The organism is Sorangium sp. So ce124 (assembly GCF_051525235.1).
In the GTDB taxonomy this organism is placed as follows: Bacteria; Myxococcota_A; Polyangia; order Polyangiales; family Polyangiaceae; genus Sorangium; species Sorangium atrum.
The window spans coordinates 7232271-7248234 of sequence record NZ_CP150312.1 but is presented as its reverse complement, the minus strand read 5'-3'; the positions used below and the strand labels follow the sequence as shown (position 1 = coordinate 7248234).

The following is a 15964-nucleotide window of genomic DNA, read 5'->3' as shown; positions in this document are numbered from 1 at the left end:
CTGGATGGATGGAAGGCCATGTGGAAGATACCTCTCAGCGATCTCTCGTTCGGGCCTGAAGAAGCCGAGGCCGCGCGGCAGGTCGTCGCGTCGGGCTGGTTGACGATGGGGGAGCGGACGGCGCAGTTCGAGCGGGAGCTCGGCGAGGCGCTCGGCACCCCGAGGGTGCTCGCCGTGACGAACTGCACCGCGGCGCTGCACCTCGCGTACACCGCGCTCTCCGTAGGCCCCGGCGACGAGGTGATCTGCCCGAGCCTCACGTTCGTGGCGACCGCCAACGCCGCGCTCCTGTGCGGCGCCAACGTGGTGCTTGCCGACATCGTCGGCGACGACGACCTCGGCGTCGATCCCGCCGACATCGTCCGCAAGATCACCCCGCGGACGCGGGCGATCGCGGTCGTCCATTACGCCGGCTACCCCTGCGACATGGACGCGATCTCCGCGATCGCGGCCGAGCGGGGGCTCGCGGTGGTCGAGGATGCGGCGCACGCGCCGCTCGCGAGCTACCGGGGCAGGGCGCTCGGGACGCTGGGGGACGTCGGCTGCCTGAGCTTCTTCTCGAACAAGAACCTCGCGGTGGGCGAGGGGGGCGCCGTGATCGCGAGGGACGACGCGCTCCACGCGCGCATGCGGCTCCTCCGCGCGCACGGGATGACGACGCTCACCCTCGATCGGCACAAGGGGCACGCGTTCACCTACGACGTCGTGGAGGCGGGCATGAACTACCGCATCGACGAGATCCGCAGCGCCATCGGCCTCGTGCAGCTCGGCCGGCTCGCGGCGGGCAACGCGCGTCGGCGCGCGCTCGCGGCGCGCTACCACGAGCGCCTCGCCGGGGTGCGGGGCCTCGGGCTGCCGTACCGCGACTTCTACGCGCGCGGGCTGGGGGAGAGCGCGCACCACCTCATGCCGGTGCTCCTGCCCGAGGGCACCTCGCGCGAGGCCGTGATGGAGGCCATGAAGGCGCGCGGGATCCAGACGAGCGTGCACTACACGCCGATCCACCGCTTCTCGCACCACGGCGCCTCCGACCGGGTGCGCAAGGAGGGGCTCTCGCGGACGGACGCGATCGCGGGCCGCGAGCTCACGCTGCCGCTCCACCCGCGCATGGCCGACGCCGACGTCGACGCCGTGTGCGAGGCGCTCGCCGCGTCACTCGGGTAGGTACCGCTGCCGGTTCTTCTCGAACTCGTCCTGCGCCTCGGCGAAGTCGTCGCTCCTTCCGATGTCGAGCCAGTGGCCCCGGAAGGGGAAGGTGGCCACCGGCTCGCCGGCGCCGAGCAGCGCGTGCATCAGGTCGTCGAACCCGAACGGCCGGCCCTCGGGGATGAAGCGCAGCACGCCGCGGCTCATCGCGTAGATGCCCATGCTGACCCAGAACGTGTACGTCGGCTTCTCGCGGAAGCTGACGACGCGCCCGTCGGGGCCGAGGTCGAGCACGCCCAGGTCGATCTTCGAGGCGCGCTCGCAGACGGCGACGGTGAGGGGCGATCCGGTCGACTCGCCCGTGCGGTGGAGCGCCGTGAAGTCGAGATCGCTGAGGATGTCGCCGTTCATCACGAGGAAGCGCTCCGGCAGGTCCCGCTCGATGACCCGGAGCGGACCCACGGTCCCGAGCGGCGTGTCCTCGCGCTGGTAGGAGATGCGCAGCCCGTATCGGCTCCCCTCGCCGACGACCGCCTCGATGAGCGCGGCCTGGTGGCCGACGCACATCACGACGTCGGTGACCCCCGCCCGGGCCAGCTGCCGGAGGAGGATCTCGACGATCGTGTGATCCCCGATCGGCATCAACGGCTTCGGGATAAGCGCGGTGTAGGGGCGGAGCCGGGAGCCTTTGCCGCCGGCAAGCACGACTGCCTTCATGCGGTGACGTATACCCACGCGCTGCCCCGACGGGGGACCATTCCGCAGAATTTCACGCTCGCCCGGCCTGCAGCGTCCTCTCCGATTGACTCTCTTCGGGCTGCTCTATTACTGGTTGGAGAGCGTCCCGCGGCAGGTCAGCCCCGGCGTGGGGCGATTCACCCTTCACAGGCGACTTGGGCAGCAATCATGACGATGGTACCTCCCTCCCGTACCCCCGCCAGGAAGCGCCGGAAGCTCGGATATCGAGGCAGCGGCACCTTCGCCATGTGCAGCGCCGGCCCGCACCCGGGCGGTCCGCTCTTCCGGCAGCTGTGCACGCTCGCTGACCGCTTCAACGCCTGCGAGGACGATCCGGCCGCGGCGCAGATCGGGAGCGTGCTCTCGCTGCTCGCCCTCTACGCGACCAAGCCGAACGACCGGGATTTCCGGTTGCCGTTCGGCTCCTTCGTCATGGATCTCGCCCTCGCCGACGAGGCGCGCGCTCGGGCGCCGGGCGCCGGGCCCATCCCGTACGGACGCCTGCTGCTCGCTCGCTGACCTGGGCTTCATGAGCACGCGAGAGCTACCGACACGCCCGGCGGGGCGCAGCAAGCGGACGGCATCGGCCTCGGTGGTGCTCATCGTGAGCGCCAGCGAGCAGCTCGCGGAGCGTTGCCGGCGGCTGGTCTTCGTCGAGGGCGCCGACCTGCTCGCGTGCGATCTCGTGTCGCTGCGCGGCAGCGCGGCATGGCTGAACCCGCTGGCCATCGTGATGACCCAGGACGTGCGGGCGTTCGACCCGGAAGGGTTCATCGAGCTGTCGCGGCGCATCGGCGCCGAGCTCGTGGTGCTCCCCTCCGAGAGCGTGCCGGATACACAGCTCGCCGCGATGATCACGGCGGCGCTGGACATCGCCCAGCGCCGCCGGACCGACTGACGGCGACGAGCCGCGGTCGAGGGCGCTTCAGTCGCGCGGCGGGAGGACGTCGCCGGACCGGCTCGCCCGCAGGCACCCCTCGTCGAGGCCGAGCTTGCACGCCTTCGTGAACAGCTCGACCGCCTTCCGGTCGTCGCGCTGCACGCCCTCACCCTCCGCGTGGAGGTGTCCGAGCTCGACGCACGCGTGGGCGTTCCCGCGCTCGCAGACGCGCTGGAACAGCGCGGCCGCGCGACCGGGATCGGCGCTCGCGCCCTGGCCGTGGAGGTAGGCCCTGCCTGCCGCGAGGCACCCGAGGTTCGCGCCCGCGTGGCACGCGCGCGCGTGCCAGTAGAGCGCCGCCTCGTCCGCCCCGCTCGCCCCGCTCGCCCCGCCGGCGCCGTCCGCGCGCGCGAGCCGATCGTGGTAGGCGTCGCCGAGCCGCAAGCAGCCGCGCGCGCTCCCCTCCGCGCACGCCTTCTCGAACAGCGTCATCGCTCGCTCCACATCGATCGAGACGATCGCGCCGCCCAGGTACATCGCTCCCAGCGTCACGCAGTCCTCGATCTGGTGGTCGGCGCAGCCGTTCGTGCAGCCGACGAGATCGTCCGCCTCGCAGGGCAGCCGCAGCGGCGGCGGGGCCGCCTCGGCGCTCGCCGCGGCCCGCGGGGTCGCCGCGCGCCCCTCGGGTGCAGGTCGACCCGGCTCGGCCGGGCGCCGCGCCGCGGTCGCGCTGCTGCAGCCGCAGAGGAAGAGCGCGCCGAGGAGCGGCGGGGCGAGTTCGCGCACGTGCATGCTCGAACTCATGACACACAGGGAGCGCTCTCCCAATGCCGCCCATCGGGCGCGTTCAGCGCCGCCGCGTTTGCCCCGGGCGCGCGCGTTTGCCCCGGGCGCGCGGGGTAAGGGGACGCTCCAGGGCTGGTCCCGCGCCGGGCCTCGGTGTACACGGGGCCGATGCCCCAGATGAGCCCTCCTCCGCTGCAAACGCTTGATGAGCCGAACCTCGAGGCGCTCGTCGAGCTGATGTTCCTCGCGGCGTTCGCCGACGGCGAGTTCAGCCTGGAGGAGAAGATCCATTTCGCCCGGAGCGTAGAGTCGCTCACGGATCGACGGATCCCGCAGAGCACCATGGACACGCTCCTCCAGAGCGTGGTGGAGCAGCTCCACAAGGAGGGCCGCGCGGCCCGGCTCGCGTCGCTCAAGGAGCGGCTGGCCAGCCCGCAGGCCCGGAAGGTCGCCTTCTTCCTGGCCGCTCAGGTCGTGGTCGCCGACGGGATCGTCAGGAGCAGCGAGCGCGAGCTCTTGCTCGACGTGGCCGCGGCGCTCGAGCTCGATCAGGCCGAGGCCGCGGAGATCGTGCGGAAGCTCGCCGCTTCATGAGCGGCCGGCCGCCCTCGGCGCTCCGCGTCCGGGGCGCCATGGACGCCCCCTGCGCCGCGAAGGCGGGCTGCTGCGCGGGGCGAGCGTGGCGGGGTGAACGGACGCCGGCGTTTTCGGTTACGATGGCCTCGCCGTGACCTGGTCCTCGACTGGCAGTTTCCTGATCCCGTTTCCGGTGCCGGGCTCAGCGCTGACCTCCACCCGGGGGACGTACGTGATCGGGGCGCTCATCGGCGACGGGCAGTATGGCTCGGTGTACGAGTGCAGCGGGCCGTTCGATCAGGTGTACGCCCTGAAGATGCTGCGGCCGGCGAACAAGCCCTACCAGGTCGTCAAGGAAGAGTGGTCGCGCGAGATGCTCCGCCTGGAGAGCTTCCGCCACCCGAACATCGTCTACATCCACGACGCGTTCGAGGTGAACTACCTGTTCTACCTGGCGCTCGAGCGGTGCGACACGAGCCTCCGGGCGCTGCTCGGCGCCCCGTTCCAGCCGCCGCTGCTCCTGGAGCTCTCGCGCCAGCTGCTGATGACGCTGCAGTACCTGCACGACAACGGCGTCGTGCACGCCGACCTGCACGCGGGCAACGTGCTCATCTCGCAGCTCGACCACAGGCCGCTCGTCAAGCTCACCGACTTCGGCGTGGCGCACCAGCTCGACGGCGTCACCCGCTGGTTCCGCCCGCAGGTCGCGAACCCGAAGATCCTCGTGCCGGAGCTCGTGACGGCGGGCTACACGACGACGCAGAGCGACCTCTACCAGCTCGGCCTGCTCATGTACCAGATGCACACCGGGCAACCGGCCATCGACGTGAACGTCGCCTACGAGGAGATCACGCGGCAGATCGCCGAGGGCACCCCCCGGCAGAAGGCCGAGGCGCTCTGCACGCCGCTCAGCCAGGTGATCGCCAAGCTGCTGCGCCGCCGCGACGCCTACCGCTACCACTCCGCGCGCGATGTCTGGGACGATCTGCGCCAGCTCCGCTGGGCGTAGCGCAATCTCCGCTGCGTCCCGCGCGCGTTCCGGGCTAGATCTCGCGGCATGATCGCCGCCGCAACGCCACGCGTCGTCTCGCTCACGCCCGCGGTCTTCCACCTGCCGGACGCGGTGAACCAGGTCTCCCGCACCTACGGGGAGAGCCCGATCGTCCCGCGTGGCCCCCGGCTCCGGCCGCTGCTCGACAGGGCCCGGCACGGCATCGTCGAGGCCCTCGGCGCGCCCAGCTACGAGGCCATCCTGCTCACGGGCTCGGGATCGACCTCCATGGCCGCCGTGCTCGGCTCCTGCTTGCGGCGCGACGAGCGGCTCCTCGTCGTCCGGAACGGCGCCTACGGCGACCGGATCTTCGAGTACGCCGCCACGCTCGGCCAGCCGTCGGTCGACATGTGCCTGCCCTACGGCGAGAGGCCGGACCTCGCGAAGATCGAGGCCATCCTGGCGGCGGACCAGGTCGACGCGGTGGCCATGGTCTACGGGGGCACGTCGACGTGCACGTTGAACCCCTTGCCCGAGGTCGGCGCGCTCGCCCGGAAGTACGGCAAGAAGCTCCTCGTCGACGGCATCAGCGCGCTCTTCGTCGAGCCGCTGGCCCTCGAGGGCTCAGGCATCGCCGCCGTCATGGGCTCGTGCAACAAGGGCCTCCACAGCCACCCCAACCTGACGGTGGCGCTGGTCCGCAAGGACCTGCTCGTCGAGATGGAGCGGATCCCCGCCCGCGTCCCGAGCCTGGAGCTCCACAAGATGTGGCGCGCCCAGCAGGGCGGCGCGCACCCGTACACGATCGATCCGATGAGCCTCTGCCAGGTGATCGCGGCGCTGGATCACCTCGCCGCGACCGGCGGCGTCGCCGGGCGTCACGCCGTGTACCAGGCGCGCTGCGCGATCCTACGCCCCGGCTACGAGCGCCTCGGGCTGACGATCGCGCGCTGGGAGAACATGCCGCTCCAGTCGATCGGGACGGCGCTGCACATCCCGGCCGGGCGGACGTATGACGAGATGGCGAGCCGGCTCGCCAGCGAGCCGGTCGATGGGCACGTGTTCGAGATCTACGCGGCCCAGGGGAAGCTCTCGGACCGGCTGTTCCGGATCTTCCACATGGGCGAGTACCCGCTCGAGGCCTACGAGATCTTCCTCAAGGCGCTCGCGCGCGTCGTCTGAGCGCGGCGCCCGCGGCTTGCTCCGCGCGGCGCCAGCGGCTTACTTCGCGCGGCGCCCGCGGCTCACTTCGTCTCCTTGGGCGCCTCCTTCTTCTCGGCCGGCGCCGCGGGCTTGTTGCCCTTGGCCGCCTTGTCGCCCGCGGGCTTGGCCGCCTTGTCGGCCGTGGTCTTCCCGGCCTTGTCCTCCCCGGCCGCGTCCTTCGCCGCGTCGCCGACCCCGAGCAGCTCGATGTCGAAGACCAGCGTCGCCTTGGCCGGGATCTTCGGCGGGCTGCCCGCGTCGCCGTAGGCGAGGCGGGAGGGGATCGTGAGCTTGCGCTTGCCGCCCACCTTCATCCCGGCCACGCCCTGGTCCCAGCCCTTGATGACCTCCGACGCGCCGAGCGTGAACTCGAACGGCTCGCGGCCGACGGAGGAGTCGAACTCGGCGTTGTTCTTCAGCAGGCGCCCCGTGTAGTGGACGCGGACTTTGTCGCCGTCCTTCGCCTCCGGGCCGGTGCCCACGACGGTGTCTTCCTTGATGAGATCGGCGGGCTCCGGCTCGGCGGGCTTCACCGCCGGCACGGCGCTGCCCGGCGGCAGATCCGGCTCGGGGACCTTCTCCTCGCAGCCCGCGACCGGGCCGAGGAGGACAGCGCAGGAGATGGCGATGACGATCTGGAGAGGCTTCATGGCGCCACGTATTACGCACCCGGCGCGGGGCGATCAACGGTCACCCGACGCGCCCGGGGCCTCCTGGCCGTCCGGGTTTCCGTTGCAGCGCTCCGGCCCGCGCGGTTAGGGTGCGGCCACCTTGGCTCGCGCGTTCTCCGTCGCTGCCCTGGCGATCGCCGAGGGGGGCGCCAATGCCGTTGGCGCGGTGCGCTTCACCTGCGCCGAGGCGGAGCTCGAGGTCGAGCTGGTCCGCGTCGCCGGCTACGCCGAGGGGTTCGCCCTGGGCGCCGTGGCGGCGCCGGTCCGCTTCGGGGTGCCTTACACAGCGATCCGCGGCCTCTTCCGGCGCGGCAAGGCGCTCTGCGTGGCGCTCGATCCGTCCGCGTGCTCGCCGCACAACTGCTTCGTCCTCGCGCGCTTCGAGGGCGATCTGCCCGGCGTGCCCGGCGTGACCTCGCCGGCGGCGATGGAGGCGATGGAGAGCGCCTACCGCGCGCGCCTCAACGCCCGCATGGCGAGCTGGATCGCGCCGGCGCCGCTCGGCGTGCTCGCGGCCGCTCTGTCCCCCGACTATCTCGCGAGCGGCCCGCTCGGGACCGCGTCGCTCGCGTGCCTCGTCGCGCTCGCGACCTGGCTCGCGCTGCGCTTCGTCGCGCGGCTCGCGACCTGGGGAGGGCCGCCCTCGGACCGCCTGCGCGACGCGCTGGTGGCGGAGATGTCGAGCCGCATGGGCTTCGCGTCGGAGCGGCTCGCGGCCTCCTCCCCCGGCTCGCCGGCTGCGCCCGTGTTCGCGCCCCGCCCGACGCCGCTCGGCGAGCGGCCGGGGCGCGAACAGAGGCGCGGCGTCGAGGAGGGGATCGACGCGCTCCCGCTCCGGGCCCGCGTGCTCGTGCCCGCGGCGCTCGCGGTGATCGGCATCGTGGCGACGATGGCGTTCGTGCAGCGGTTCGCGGCGCCCCGCGATCAGCCGCCGGCCGAGCGACAGGCGGCGCGCGGCGTCGGGCAGGTGACCCGCGGAGCCACCGCCGCGCTCCTCGCGGGCGAGGTCCGGGAGCGCGCCGAGCCGTCGTTCCCGCACTGCCTCTGCGATCGCGCCGACTCGCCGCTCTGGCGGGCGGGGGTGCCGATCCTCAGCCTGCTCGGATCGACAGGGCCGGACGACGGCGCCGGGGTGATCGCGCCGATCCTGCGGCAGGAACGCGCGGACGACGACGCGGAGAGCGAGGCCGGCGCGGGGCAGGGCGACGCCGCCGGGGAGCCGGGCGACGCCGGGGTGGACGCGGGCCGGGACGGCGGCGCGACGCGGCCGGCGCGCGGCCGCTACGACTTCGAGCTCGCGGTCGTGAACAACAGCGGCGCGCCCGTCAGCGACTTCCGCGTGCTGCTCACGTTCGCGCGGCGCGATCGCCGCGGCGAGCGCGCCGGCATCACCGAGCGCGGGCTGTTCTGGGAAGGCGCGCTCGGGCCGGGGCGCGCGGTGAAGTGGCACGTCGAGGCGCCCGGTACGGAGGTGAAAATCGAGCCGGGCGTGACGGGCATGCTCGACGGCGAGACCGGCGTGGCGTCGCCCGACGCCTTCTTCCAGCTGACGCGCGCGCGCTACCGCGTGGTGCGCATCCACGCGGCGATGATGCTCGCCTGGCTCCGCGACCCGCGCGCCCGCGACGCGCTCGTGTCGCTCCTGCCCGCCGCGCCCGCGGAGGAGGCGATGCTCGGCCGGATCCGGCGCGCGACGGCCGATGTCATCCCGTGCTCTGCCGCGGTCGTCGAGGGGCGGCTTCGCGCGTGCCTCTTCAACGGCGGCGTGAATCCGGTGCGCGGCGTCGCGCTGCGCGAGGTCGCGGCAGGCGAGGGCAGCGCGCCGCGCTCCTGGCCCGTCGCGGCGACCTTGCCGGTGCACGAGGGGGTGGAGGTGACGCTGCCCCTCGAGGGGAGCGCGGCGCCCGAGGAGCTCGAGGTGGTCCCGCAGGACCGATGAGCCGATGATGGGGGGATGAAGAGAGGCTTCAGGGCCGCGGTCGCCCTGGGCACCCCGCTCGCCGCCGCGCTGGCGCTGCTCGCGGGGGCCCGCGAGGCCGCCGCGTGGGCGCCGCTCGATCTCGAGGTCGTCCCCCGCTGGCGCGAGCTGCCGGTCGGCTACCACATCAACGGGGGGACGATCCCGGGGCCGCTCTCCAGCTTCGCTGCCGCCAGCATCGAGGCCGGCTTCGCGGCGTGGTCGAGCCCCGGATGCACGGCGTGGGAGGCCGAGCTCCTCGGCGACACGGACGACGGCTACGACTTCGACGACGGCAAGAGCGTGTTCCTCTGGATCAGCGACAGCTGGCCTGGCGAGCTCGGGCAAGCCGACTCGGTCATCGCGGTCACGATGCCGGTCTGGGATCCCGACGGCGTCATCGGCGAGGCCGACATGATCTTCAACAACGTCGGCTTCTGCTGGGACGACACGGGCGAAGGAGACTGCATCGATGTGCGGTCGATCGCGACGCACGAAGAAGGGCACTTCCTTGGCCTCGGCCACTCGAACGTGCGCGGCGCGACGATGCTGGGGTTCTACCCGGGCGGCACGTCGGCGCGGACGATCGAGGACGACGACATCGAAGGGGTCTGCGCGCTCTACCCGATCGCCGGGACGGGCGCCGCGAGCTCGGGCGGCGGCGGCTTCGGCGCGGGCGCGACGGCGACCTCGGGCGCATCGGGCGGAGCGGCGTCGGGGAGCGAGGACGGGCCGAAGAGCGGCAATGTGGACGAGGCCGAGGGCGACGCCGGCTGCTCCTGTTCGGGCGCTGGCCAGCCGCCGAGCGCTCCCGGCGCCCTGCCGATGACGGCGCTCGGCGCGCTGCTGGCCCTCTGGCGCAGGCGGCCGCGCCAGACCCTGCACGAGCGGCAGCAATCGGGCCGGGCAGGAGGGCGGGCCGCCCGCGTTGTCGCGCGGACGGGTGCGCTTTACAACCCAGCGCAGCCGGGGCAAACGTGCCGCCATGCCCGAGCCGAGCACCGCAGCGTTCGAGGCGGAGGTCGCGTGTGCCCTCCGCTCCCTTGAGGCCGAAAGCACCGTACCCGCCCTCGATCCGCTCGGCGATCCGGCCGGGGCGGCGTGCGCGCTCTCGGCGGAGGGCGCCGGCGCGCCGCTGATCCTCCGGGTGGCGCCCGAGCTTGGCGCGCTGCGGCGGGAGCAGGATACGGGCTTCGGCCCGGCGCCGCGGGACCCCGTGTGGCTCCGGATCGAGCGCGGCGCGAGCGTCGTCCGGCTCGCGCCGCTGAGGCTCGCGGGCGCCCGCCACGCGCGGCCCCAGGCAGGCGGCGGGGAGGCCAGCGCGGGCGCGGCCGGGGAGGGGACGGCCGAGCCTCGCGACGCGGTGGGCGTCCAGGTGATCTCGGAGCGGCGCCCGTGCTGCGGTGCACCCACGTGCGCGCGCGAGCGGACCTACGTCGCCGCCTGGCTCGCGCTTGCCGGGCCCGCGCGCGCCACGGAGGCGCGGCGCCTGCTCGTCGCCGAGGCGCAGGATCTCGAGGCCGAGCGGGCGGAGGCGCTCGTCGAGGCGGTGGCGGCGCCGCTCGCGGCCGCGCTGGGCGTCCCGCTGGAGACGGCGCGGGGGACCGAGCCGCCCGGCGCCATCGCGCCGCGGCCCCTCCCGGAGCCTGCGCCGACGCCGCTGCCAGCGCTACCGGCCGCCGCGCTGTCGCGGTTCGCGATCCGGAGCGAGGGCGAGCTCCTCGTCTTGCGGGACCACGCGAGCCACGGCCCGCGCAGCTCCGCGGCCCGCAACGCGCTCATCGGGGCCGCGCTGCTGCTCGCCGCGCTCGCGCTCTGGATCCAGGTCATGCGGAGCGTCTCCGCGGGGGACAGCGGCATCGCCATCGGCGTCGGCAGCGCCGCCGCGCTGCTCTCGCTCGCGGGCTACGCCTTCCTGGGCGTCGCCAGGTTCTCGTCCCGTTATGCGGCGCGCTCCGCCCCGGTCGTGTCGTTCGGCCCGGGCCGCTTCGTCGTCGCCCCCTGGGTGAGCCGCACCGGCGCGATCGACCTGCGTCCCGAGGGCCGGCTCGGAGCGGCCATCTCCGCCGGGGAGGTCCGCGACATCCGCGTGCTCCCGCGCGGCGACCGGTTCGCGATCGAGATCGACACCGACCACGGGCCCATCGACGCCCTCCTCACCCAGCGCGAGGACGTCGCGCGCTACTGGCGGGACGCGATGGATCGCGCCGTCGCCTCGGTGCGCCACGCCGGCGGCCCCTCCGCCAAGCAGCGCCTCCGGGCGCGCGCCCAGGCGCAGCAGGCCTCCGCGGCGGGCTGAGCCTTACCGGCGCTCGTCGCCTGCGCGGGGCGGAACGAGCGGAACGAGCGGAACGAGCGGAACGAAGAAAAATGTCCGGCGCGGCGCCGCTCGAACGGACGCTCTCAACCTCGGACGCCCTGAACCTCGGTCGCAACCTCGGTCGGACGCCGGACGCCCCTCAACCTGGGTCGGACGCCGGACGGACGCCCTGAACCTCAGACGCCCTGAACCGTCGTCGGACGCACCGGACGTACGACGACGCCCTCAACCTCGGTCGGGCACCCTCGGGCACCCTCAACCTGGGTCGGACGCCCACCATTGCGCGCTGGACTCATCAATTCCCCCTTGTGCGCCGCTCCTTTTCGTATAATGAACAAGTTCAGTGAACGCGTTCATTCAAAAGCCCGGCCGGCGCGATGCCCAGAAGGACGCGACGCGCGCCCGGATCCTCGAGGCCGCGCGCGACCACTTCGAGCGCCACGGTTTCGAGGCCGCCAACGTCCGCGCCATCGCCGCGGACGCCGGCGTGGCCGCCGGCACGGTCCTCCTCCACTTCGCCGACAAGCGCGACCTGCTCCACGCCGCGCTGTTCGATGACCTCGCCGCCACCGCGGCCGAGGCCATCCTCGACGACGAGCCCGGCCCCCTCGAGCAGCGGCTCCACCGCCTCGGGGCCGCCTTCTTCGCGTACTACGCCCGCCGGCCGGCCCTCTCGAAGACGCTGCTCCGCGACGCGCTGTTCGCCGACCCGCCTTGGCAGGCCCGCTTCACCGAGCAGGTCGCCGCCGTGCACGGCCGCGTCGTCGAGCTCTTCAACGCCGCCCGCGCGCAGGGAGAGGTCGCCGACGACGCCGACCCCGCGCTCTTCGGCGTCGCCTTCTTCTCCTTCTACTACTTCGCGCTGATCGCCTGGGCCCAGGGCGCGCACCCGTCGCCCATCGCCCTGCTCGATCGGCTCGTCGCTCAGCACCTCTGCGGCCTCCGCCCCGCAGCCAACGTCAGGAGGGCTCGATGACGTCATCCATCATGTTCCGCAGTCCAGAGGCGCGCGCGCGCATCGCGGCGTGGTTCGACAGGTTCCACGAGAAGCTCCCGGTCCCGGCCCGATCGCGCGAGGTCTCGACCCGCTTCGGCGCCACGCACGTCCTCGTCGCCGGCCCCGAGGACGCCCCGCCGCTCGTCTGCTTGCACGGCGCGCTCGCCAGCTCCGCGCACCTCATGCCCGAGCTCGGCCCGCTCCTCGCGCGCTACCGCGTCCACGTCGTCGACGTCATCGGCCAGTCCGTCAAGAGCGCCGACGTCCGCCTGCCGATCGACGGGCCCGCCTACGCCGAGTGGCTCACCGACGTCCTCGACGCGCTCGGCCTCGCGCGCACCCACCTCCTCGGCGTGAGCTGGGGCGGCTTCGCGGCCCTGCGCATGGCCCAGGCCGCGCCCGCCCGCATCGACCGGCTCGTCCTGATCGTGCCGGCGGCCGTGGTGTCGGGCTCGGCGTGGCAAGGCCTCACCCGCATCGCGATCCCGATGGCCCTCTACCGCGCCTTCCCCTCGGAAGAGCGCCTCGTGCGCCTCGTCTCCGGGCTGTTCTCCACGCACGACGACATGTGGTGCTCCTACTTCGGCGACGCCGTGCGCAGCTACCGGCTCGATTTCCGCCCGCCCCCGCTCGCAACCCCCGCGTCCCTCGCCGGCTTCACGCGGCCTGCGCTCGTGTTCGGCGCCGACGACGACGTGAGCTTCCCCGGCGCGAAGCTGCTGGCGCGCGCGAAGGAGCTCCTGCCGCGCGCCGAGACCGAGCTGCTCGAGGGGTGCCGCCACTCGCCCCCCACCGACGACGCCTTCCGCGCGCGGCTCTGCGAGCGGATCTCGCGCTTCCTCGGGAGCGACGCCGCGCGTGACGCCGCCGACGTCGCGCCGCCCCCCGCGCCGCCCGGGCTCGCCGCGCCGGTCGCGTGACCCCGCGCCGCGCTCCCGCCCGCGAGCGCCCCTCAGTGCCCCGACACGTCGTCGACCTGCGCAAAGGCCTGGATGAGGCGCTCGCGCGCCCGCGCCGACAGCGGCGGCGCCTCGATCGATCGCACGTTCTCCAGGAGGTGCTCCACGCTGCTCGTCCCCGACAGGATCACGTGCGCCCCGGGCTCGTCCCTGCAGAAGCGGTACGCCGCGTCCGGGAGCGACGAGGCGCCCTCTCCTTCCAGGAGCCGGTCCAGCCCCTCGTCGCCGAGCTCGGGCGACACCTTGCCCCGCGCCGCCAGGTCGGCGAGCAGCTCCCGCAGCCGCTCGGGCCGGCTCAGCGCGCGCCGGACCGCGAACATGATGAGCGTCCCGATGTCCTTCGCCCGCGTCAGCGGGAACACCCTCGCTCGCGCCGACTGGTTCAGGAGGTTGAACCCGACCATCACGACGTCCCACACATCGTCGCGGAGCGCCTGCTCGAGCATCGCGTGCGTCGGATCGGCGGCGAACGCCTCCGTGATGCCGAGGAAGCGGATCTTGCCCTGCTCGCGCAGACGCAGCAGCACGGGCACGATCCGCTCGCGCAGATCGGCGTACTGATTCGGCAACACGCCGTGCAGATGGTAGACGTCGACGTGATCCGTGCCGAGCCGATCGAGGCTCGCATGCAGCGACGACACCACGTCTTCCTGCCGGAGCGGCGCCTCGAGGCGCGTCGTCTTCTTCGTCGAGAGCACCACGCTGTCGCGCGGCACCTCGCGGAGCGCCTTCCCGACGAGCCCCTCGGTCCCGTACGCCTCCGCCGTGTCGATGAAGCTCACGCCGCGCTCGATGGCCGCACGGACGAGCCGGAGCGACTCGGCCTCCGCGATGCGCCCGGACCCGAGCCGGCTGTCGCCGCCCGCGCCCAGGCCGAGCACGCTGACCTCGAGGCCGGTCCGGCCCAGGATGATTCGATTCACGGTCGTCATCTCCCTCGATGAACGGTGACCTTCATGGAGCCCACGCCGGGCGCGGGCTCACTCCTTCGGGGCGACCTTCCACGACGTGAACCGCCGCTCGACGCGCATGAGCAGGTGATTGAACGTCAGCCCGAGCGCCGTGATCGTCAAGATGCCGACATACATGCTCGGGATCTGGAAATTGTATTGCGCGTAGATGATCAGGTATCCGAGCCCCGCCTTGGCCCCGATCATCTCCGCCGCCACGAGGACGAGCAGCGAGTACGCGCCCGCCAGGCGGATACCCACGAAGATCGTCGGGACGGCGGCCGGCAGGATGACCTTGCGGAACAGCTGGAGGGGCGACAGCCCCATCGTGCGCGCCGACTTGATGAGCAGCGGATCGACCCCCCGCACCCCGCTGATCGTGTTGAGCAGGATCGGCCAGGTGCACGAGTAGATGACGAGCGCGATCTTGGAGGCCTCCCCGATCCCGAGCAGCAGCAGGAACACGGGCAGGAGCGCGAGCGCGGCCGTGTTGCGCAGCACCTCGAGCAGCGGATTGAGCGCGTCCGCCACGCCCTTGTACCACCCGATCGCGAGCCCGAGCGGCACGCCCACCGAGATCGCCAGCGTGAAGCCGACGAGAGAGCGCGACAGGCTCGCCTTGATATGGCTCAGGAGCTGCCCGCTCTGGAGGAGCTGCCACCCGGTCCCCAGCACCTCGGACAGCGGCGGCAGGAACGCCGCCTCCACGAGGCCCACCCGCGGCGCCGTCTCCCACAGGGCGGCGACCGCGAGGAGGATCCCCGAGCGCGCGACGGCGCGGCCGAACCACCGCGCCGCGTCGCCCACGAGCTGCCCTTGCTGCGACTCCTCGGGCAGCGGAATCGATTGCTCCAGGCTAGCCATTGACCGCCACCACGCCCGCCACGGGGCGGCTCTCCGCCGCGCGCTTCTGCCGCTTGCTCCGCTCCTGCTCCTCGGCCTTCAGCACCTCCTCGCGCAGGAGCGTCCAGATCTCGTGCCGCAGCCTGCCGAACTCCGGAGTCGACCGCGCGTCCTCATAACCCCGGATCTCCTCCGGGATATCGATCACGCGCTTCACGCGGCCGGGCCGGGACGTCATGATCGCGACCCGCTGCCCGAGGAACACCGCCTCGTCGATGCTGTGCGTGATGAACAGGATCGTCTTGCGCGACTTCTCCCAGATCCGGAGCAGCTCGGCCTGCAGCGACTCGCGCGTCTGCGCGTCCAGCGCCGCGAACGGCTCGTCCATCATCAGCACCTCCGGGTCGTAGGCGAGGCTCCTCGCGATGGCGACCCGCTGCTTCATGCCGCCCGACAGCTCGTGCGGATACCGATCCTCGAAGCCGGAGAGGCTGACCAGATCCAGGTAATCCTGGGCGATCTCCTTGCGCCGGCTCTCCGGGATGCCCTTGGCCTCGAGCCCGAACTCGACGTTCTCGCGCGCCGTCCGCCACGGGAACAGCGCGTACTGCTGGAACACGATCCCTCGATCGAGGGCCGGGCCCGTGATCGGCTTGCCGTCGAGCAGGAGCTTGCCGCTGGATGGCTTCGACAGGCCGCCGAGCAGATCGATGAGCGTCGACTTGCCGCACCCGCTCGGCCCGACGAGGACCATCAGCTCGCCGGCCCTCACGTCGAGGTTGAGGTCCTCGATGGCCGTGAACCGCGCGCCCTCCTTGGTCCCCGCCGGCCCCTTGACGGCGAATGTCTTGCTCACGTTGTGGAACTGGATCTTGTTGCTCATGGCTCCTCCTGCTCCCGAACCTCGACGAGGGTGGGCCCCTTCACGGACCGCCCTTCCAAAACGG

At 72.8% G+C, this 15964-nt stretch carries 17 protein-coding genes; 11 read left to right on the top strand and 6 right to left on the bottom strand.

Going from position 1 to position 15964, the window contains the following annotated elements:
* Positions 1-18 precede the first annotated feature (18 nt).
* On the top strand, positions 19-1164 hold the full coding sequence (locus WMF19_RS27145) for a DegT/DnrJ/EryC1/StrS family aminotransferase (protein ID WP_437322795.1): 1146 nt from the start codon (positions 19-21) through the stop codon (positions 1162-1164).
* Here the strand turns inward: WMF19_RS27145 and WMF19_RS27140 are convergent.
* The gene (locus tag WMF19_RS27140; RefSeq protein ID WP_272093679.1) at positions 1153-1863 is read right to left on the bottom strand and encodes a nucleotidyltransferase family protein; all 711 of its coding nucleotides are present in this window, start codon (positions 1861-1863) and stop codon (positions 1153-1155) included. The two genes, WMF19_RS27145 and WMF19_RS27140, sit on opposite strands and share 12 nt — an antisense overlap.
* Positions 1864-2052: 189 nt before the next feature.
* Between WMF19_RS27140 and WMF19_RS27135 the strand changes: the two genes are divergently transcribed.
* Both WMF19_RS27135 and WMF19_RS27130 read left to right on the top strand, forming a co-directional pair.
* On the top strand, positions 2053-2403 hold the full coding sequence (locus WMF19_RS27135; protein WP_272093678.1) for a hypothetical protein: 351 nt from the start codon (positions 2053-2055) through the stop codon (positions 2401-2403).
* A 10-nt stretch (positions 2404-2413) separates the two neighbouring features.
* Positions 2414-2782, top strand: coding sequence for a hypothetical protein (locus tag WMF19_RS27130; RefSeq protein WP_272093677.1), 369 nt, complete (start codon positions 2414-2416; stop codon positions 2780-2782).
* 27 nt (positions 2783-2809) lie between these two features.
* Here WMF19_RS27130 and WMF19_RS27125 read toward each other — a convergent pair whose 3' ends face one another.
* A complete protein-coding gene (locus tag WMF19_RS27125; protein ID WP_437893014.1) occupies positions 2810-3556 on the bottom strand; it encodes a tetratricopeptide repeat protein in 747 nt (248 codons plus the stop codon).
* 171 nt (positions 3557-3727) lie between these two features.
* On the opposite strand from WMF19_RS27125, the gene WMF19_RS27120 reads away from it, so the two are divergent.
* The 3 genes from WMF19_RS27120 to WMF19_RS27110 all read left to right on the top strand — a co-directional run bounded on the left by WMF19_RS27120 (position 3728) and on the right by WMF19_RS27110 (position 6299).
* Positions 3728-4144 (top strand): tellurite resistance TerB family protein, encoded by a 417-nt coding sequence (locus WMF19_RS27120; protein ID WP_437893013.1) that lies wholly within the window; start codon positions 3728-3730, stop codon positions 4142-4144.
* Between the two features lie 133 nt (positions 4145-4277).
* Entirely contained in the window at positions 4278-5135 is an 858-nt protein-coding gene (locus WMF19_RS27115; RefSeq protein ID WP_437322790.1) for a serine/threonine protein kinase, read from the top strand.
* A 48-nt stretch (positions 5136-5183) separates the two neighbouring features.
* Positions 5184-6299 (top strand): pyridoxal-phosphate-dependent aminotransferase family protein, encoded by a 1116-nt coding sequence (locus WMF19_RS27110; RefSeq protein WP_437893012.1) that lies wholly within the window; start codon positions 5184-5186, stop codon positions 6297-6299.
* Between the two features lie 62 nt (positions 6300-6361).
* On the opposite strand, the gene WMF19_RS27105 is transcribed toward WMF19_RS27110, so the two are convergent.
* Positions 6362-6970 (bottom strand): FKBP-type peptidyl-prolyl cis-trans isomerase, encoded by a 609-nt coding sequence (locus tag WMF19_RS27105; protein ID WP_437893011.1) that lies wholly within the window; start codon positions 6968-6970, stop codon positions 6362-6364.
* A gap of 121 nt (positions 6971-7091) precedes the next feature.
* Between WMF19_RS27105 and WMF19_RS27100 the strand changes: the two genes are divergently transcribed.
* From WMF19_RS27100 to WMF19_RS27080, 5 genes are all read left to right on the top strand, one after another.
* Positions 7092-8930 (top strand): hypothetical protein, encoded by a 1839-nt coding sequence (locus tag WMF19_RS27100; protein ID WP_437893010.1) that lies wholly within the window; start codon positions 7092-7094, stop codon positions 8928-8930.
* Positions 8931-8945: 15 nt separating this feature from the next.
* On the top strand, positions 8946-9995 hold the full coding sequence (locus WMF19_RS27095) for a matrixin family metalloprotease (protein WP_437893009.1): 1050 nt from the start codon (positions 8946-8948) through the stop codon (positions 9993-9995).
* Positions 9934-11247: a hypothetical protein gene (locus WMF19_RS27090; protein WP_437893008.1), complete on the top strand. Its 1314-nt coding sequence runs from the start codon at positions 9934-9936 to the stop codon at positions 11245-11247. Before WMF19_RS27095 ends, WMF19_RS27090 begins: the two co-directional genes overlap by 62 nt.
* A gap of 364 nt (positions 11248-11611) precedes the next feature.
* Positions 11612-12244: a TetR/AcrR family transcriptional regulator gene (locus WMF19_RS27085; RefSeq protein WP_437893007.1), complete on the top strand. Its 633-nt coding sequence runs from the start codon at positions 11612-11614 to the stop codon at positions 12242-12244.
* Positions 12241-13185, top strand: coding sequence for an alpha/beta fold hydrolase (locus tag WMF19_RS27080; protein WP_437893006.1), 945 nt, complete (start codon positions 12241-12243; stop codon positions 13183-13185). Before WMF19_RS27085 ends, WMF19_RS27080 begins: the two co-directional genes overlap by 4 nt.
* A 32-nt stretch (positions 13186-13217) precedes the next feature.
* On the opposite strand, the gene WMF19_RS27075 is transcribed toward WMF19_RS27080, so the two are convergent.
* From WMF19_RS27075 to WMF19_RS27065, 3 genes are read right to left on the bottom strand one after another with little or no spacing between them, the layout of a single operon-like run.
* Positions 13218-14156 carry an aldo/keto reductase gene (locus tag WMF19_RS27075; RefSeq protein ID WP_437893005.1) on the bottom strand — a complete coding sequence of 313 codons (939 nt, stop codon included), beginning with the start codon at positions 14154-14156 and terminating at the stop codon, positions 13218-13220.
* Between the two features lie 48 nt (positions 14157-14204).
* The gene (locus WMF19_RS27070; RefSeq protein ID WP_437893004.1) at positions 14205-15038 is read right to left on the bottom strand and encodes an ABC transporter permease; all 834 of its coding nucleotides are present in this window, start codon (positions 15036-15038) and stop codon (positions 14205-14207) included.
* Positions 15031-15900 carry an ABC transporter ATP-binding protein gene (locus WMF19_RS27065; protein ID WP_437322781.1) on the bottom strand — a complete coding sequence of 290 codons (870 nt, stop codon included), beginning with the start codon at positions 15898-15900 and terminating at the stop codon, positions 15031-15033. The genes WMF19_RS27070 and WMF19_RS27065 overlap by 8 nt, the downstream gene beginning before the upstream one ends.
* Between the last annotated feature and the right edge of the window lie 64 nt (positions 15901-15964).

Bases quoted from the DNA above. Each gene is read 5' to 3' on its own strand.
- WMF19_RS27145 (WP_437322795.1), top strand. From the start codon at position 19: ATGTGGAAGATACCTCTCAGCGATCTCTCGTTCGGGCCTGAAGAAGCC.
- WMF19_RS27140 (WP_272093679.1), bottom strand. From the start codon at position 1,863: ATGAAGGCAGTCGTGCTTGCCGGCGGCAAAGGCTCCCGGCTCCGCCCC.
- WMF19_RS27135 (WP_272093678.1), top strand. From the start codon at position 2,053: ATGACGATGGTACCTCCCTCCCGTACCCCCGCCAGGAAGCGCCGGAAG.
- WMF19_RS27130 (WP_272093677.1), top strand. From the start codon at position 2,414: ATGAGCACGCGAGAGCTACCGACACGCCCGGCGGGGCGCAGCAAGCGG.
- WMF19_RS27125 (WP_437893014.1), bottom strand. From the start codon at position 3,556: ATGCACGTGCGCGAACTCGCCCCGCCGCTCCTCGGCGCGCTCTTCCTC.
- WMF19_RS27120 (WP_437893013.1), top strand. From the start codon at position 3,728: ATGAGCCCTCCTCCGCTGCAAACGCTTGATGAGCCGAACCTCGAGGCG.
- WMF19_RS27110 (WP_437893012.1), top strand. From the start codon at position 5,184: ATGATCGCCGCCGCAACGCCACGCGTCGTCTCGCTCACGCCCGCGGTC.
- WMF19_RS27105 (WP_437893011.1), bottom strand. From the start codon at position 6,970: ATGAAGCCTCTCCAGATCGTCATCGCCATCTCCTGCGCTGTCCTCCTC.
- WMF19_RS27095 (WP_437893009.1), top strand. From the start codon at position 8,946: ATGAAGAGAGGCTTCAGGGCCGCGGTCGCCCTGGGCACCCCGCTCGCC.
- WMF19_RS27090 (WP_437893008.1), top strand. From the start codon at position 9,934: ATGCCCGAGCCGAGCACCGCAGCGTTCGAGGCGGAGGTCGCGTGTGCC.
- WMF19_RS27080 (WP_437893006.1), top strand. From the start codon at position 12,241: ATGACGTCATCCATCATGTTCCGCAGTCCAGAGGCGCGCGCGCGCATC.
- WMF19_RS27075 (WP_437893005.1), bottom strand. From the start codon at position 14,156: ATGACGACCGTGAATCGAATCATCCTGGGCCGGACCGGCCTCGAGGTC.
- WMF19_RS27070 (WP_437893004.1), bottom strand. From the start codon at position 15,038: ATGGCTAGCCTGGAGCAATCGATTCCGCTGCCCGAGGAGTCGCAGCAA.
- WMF19_RS27065 (WP_437322781.1), bottom strand. From the start codon at position 15,900: ATGAGCAACAAGATCCAGTTCCACAACGTGAGCAAGACATTCGCCGTC.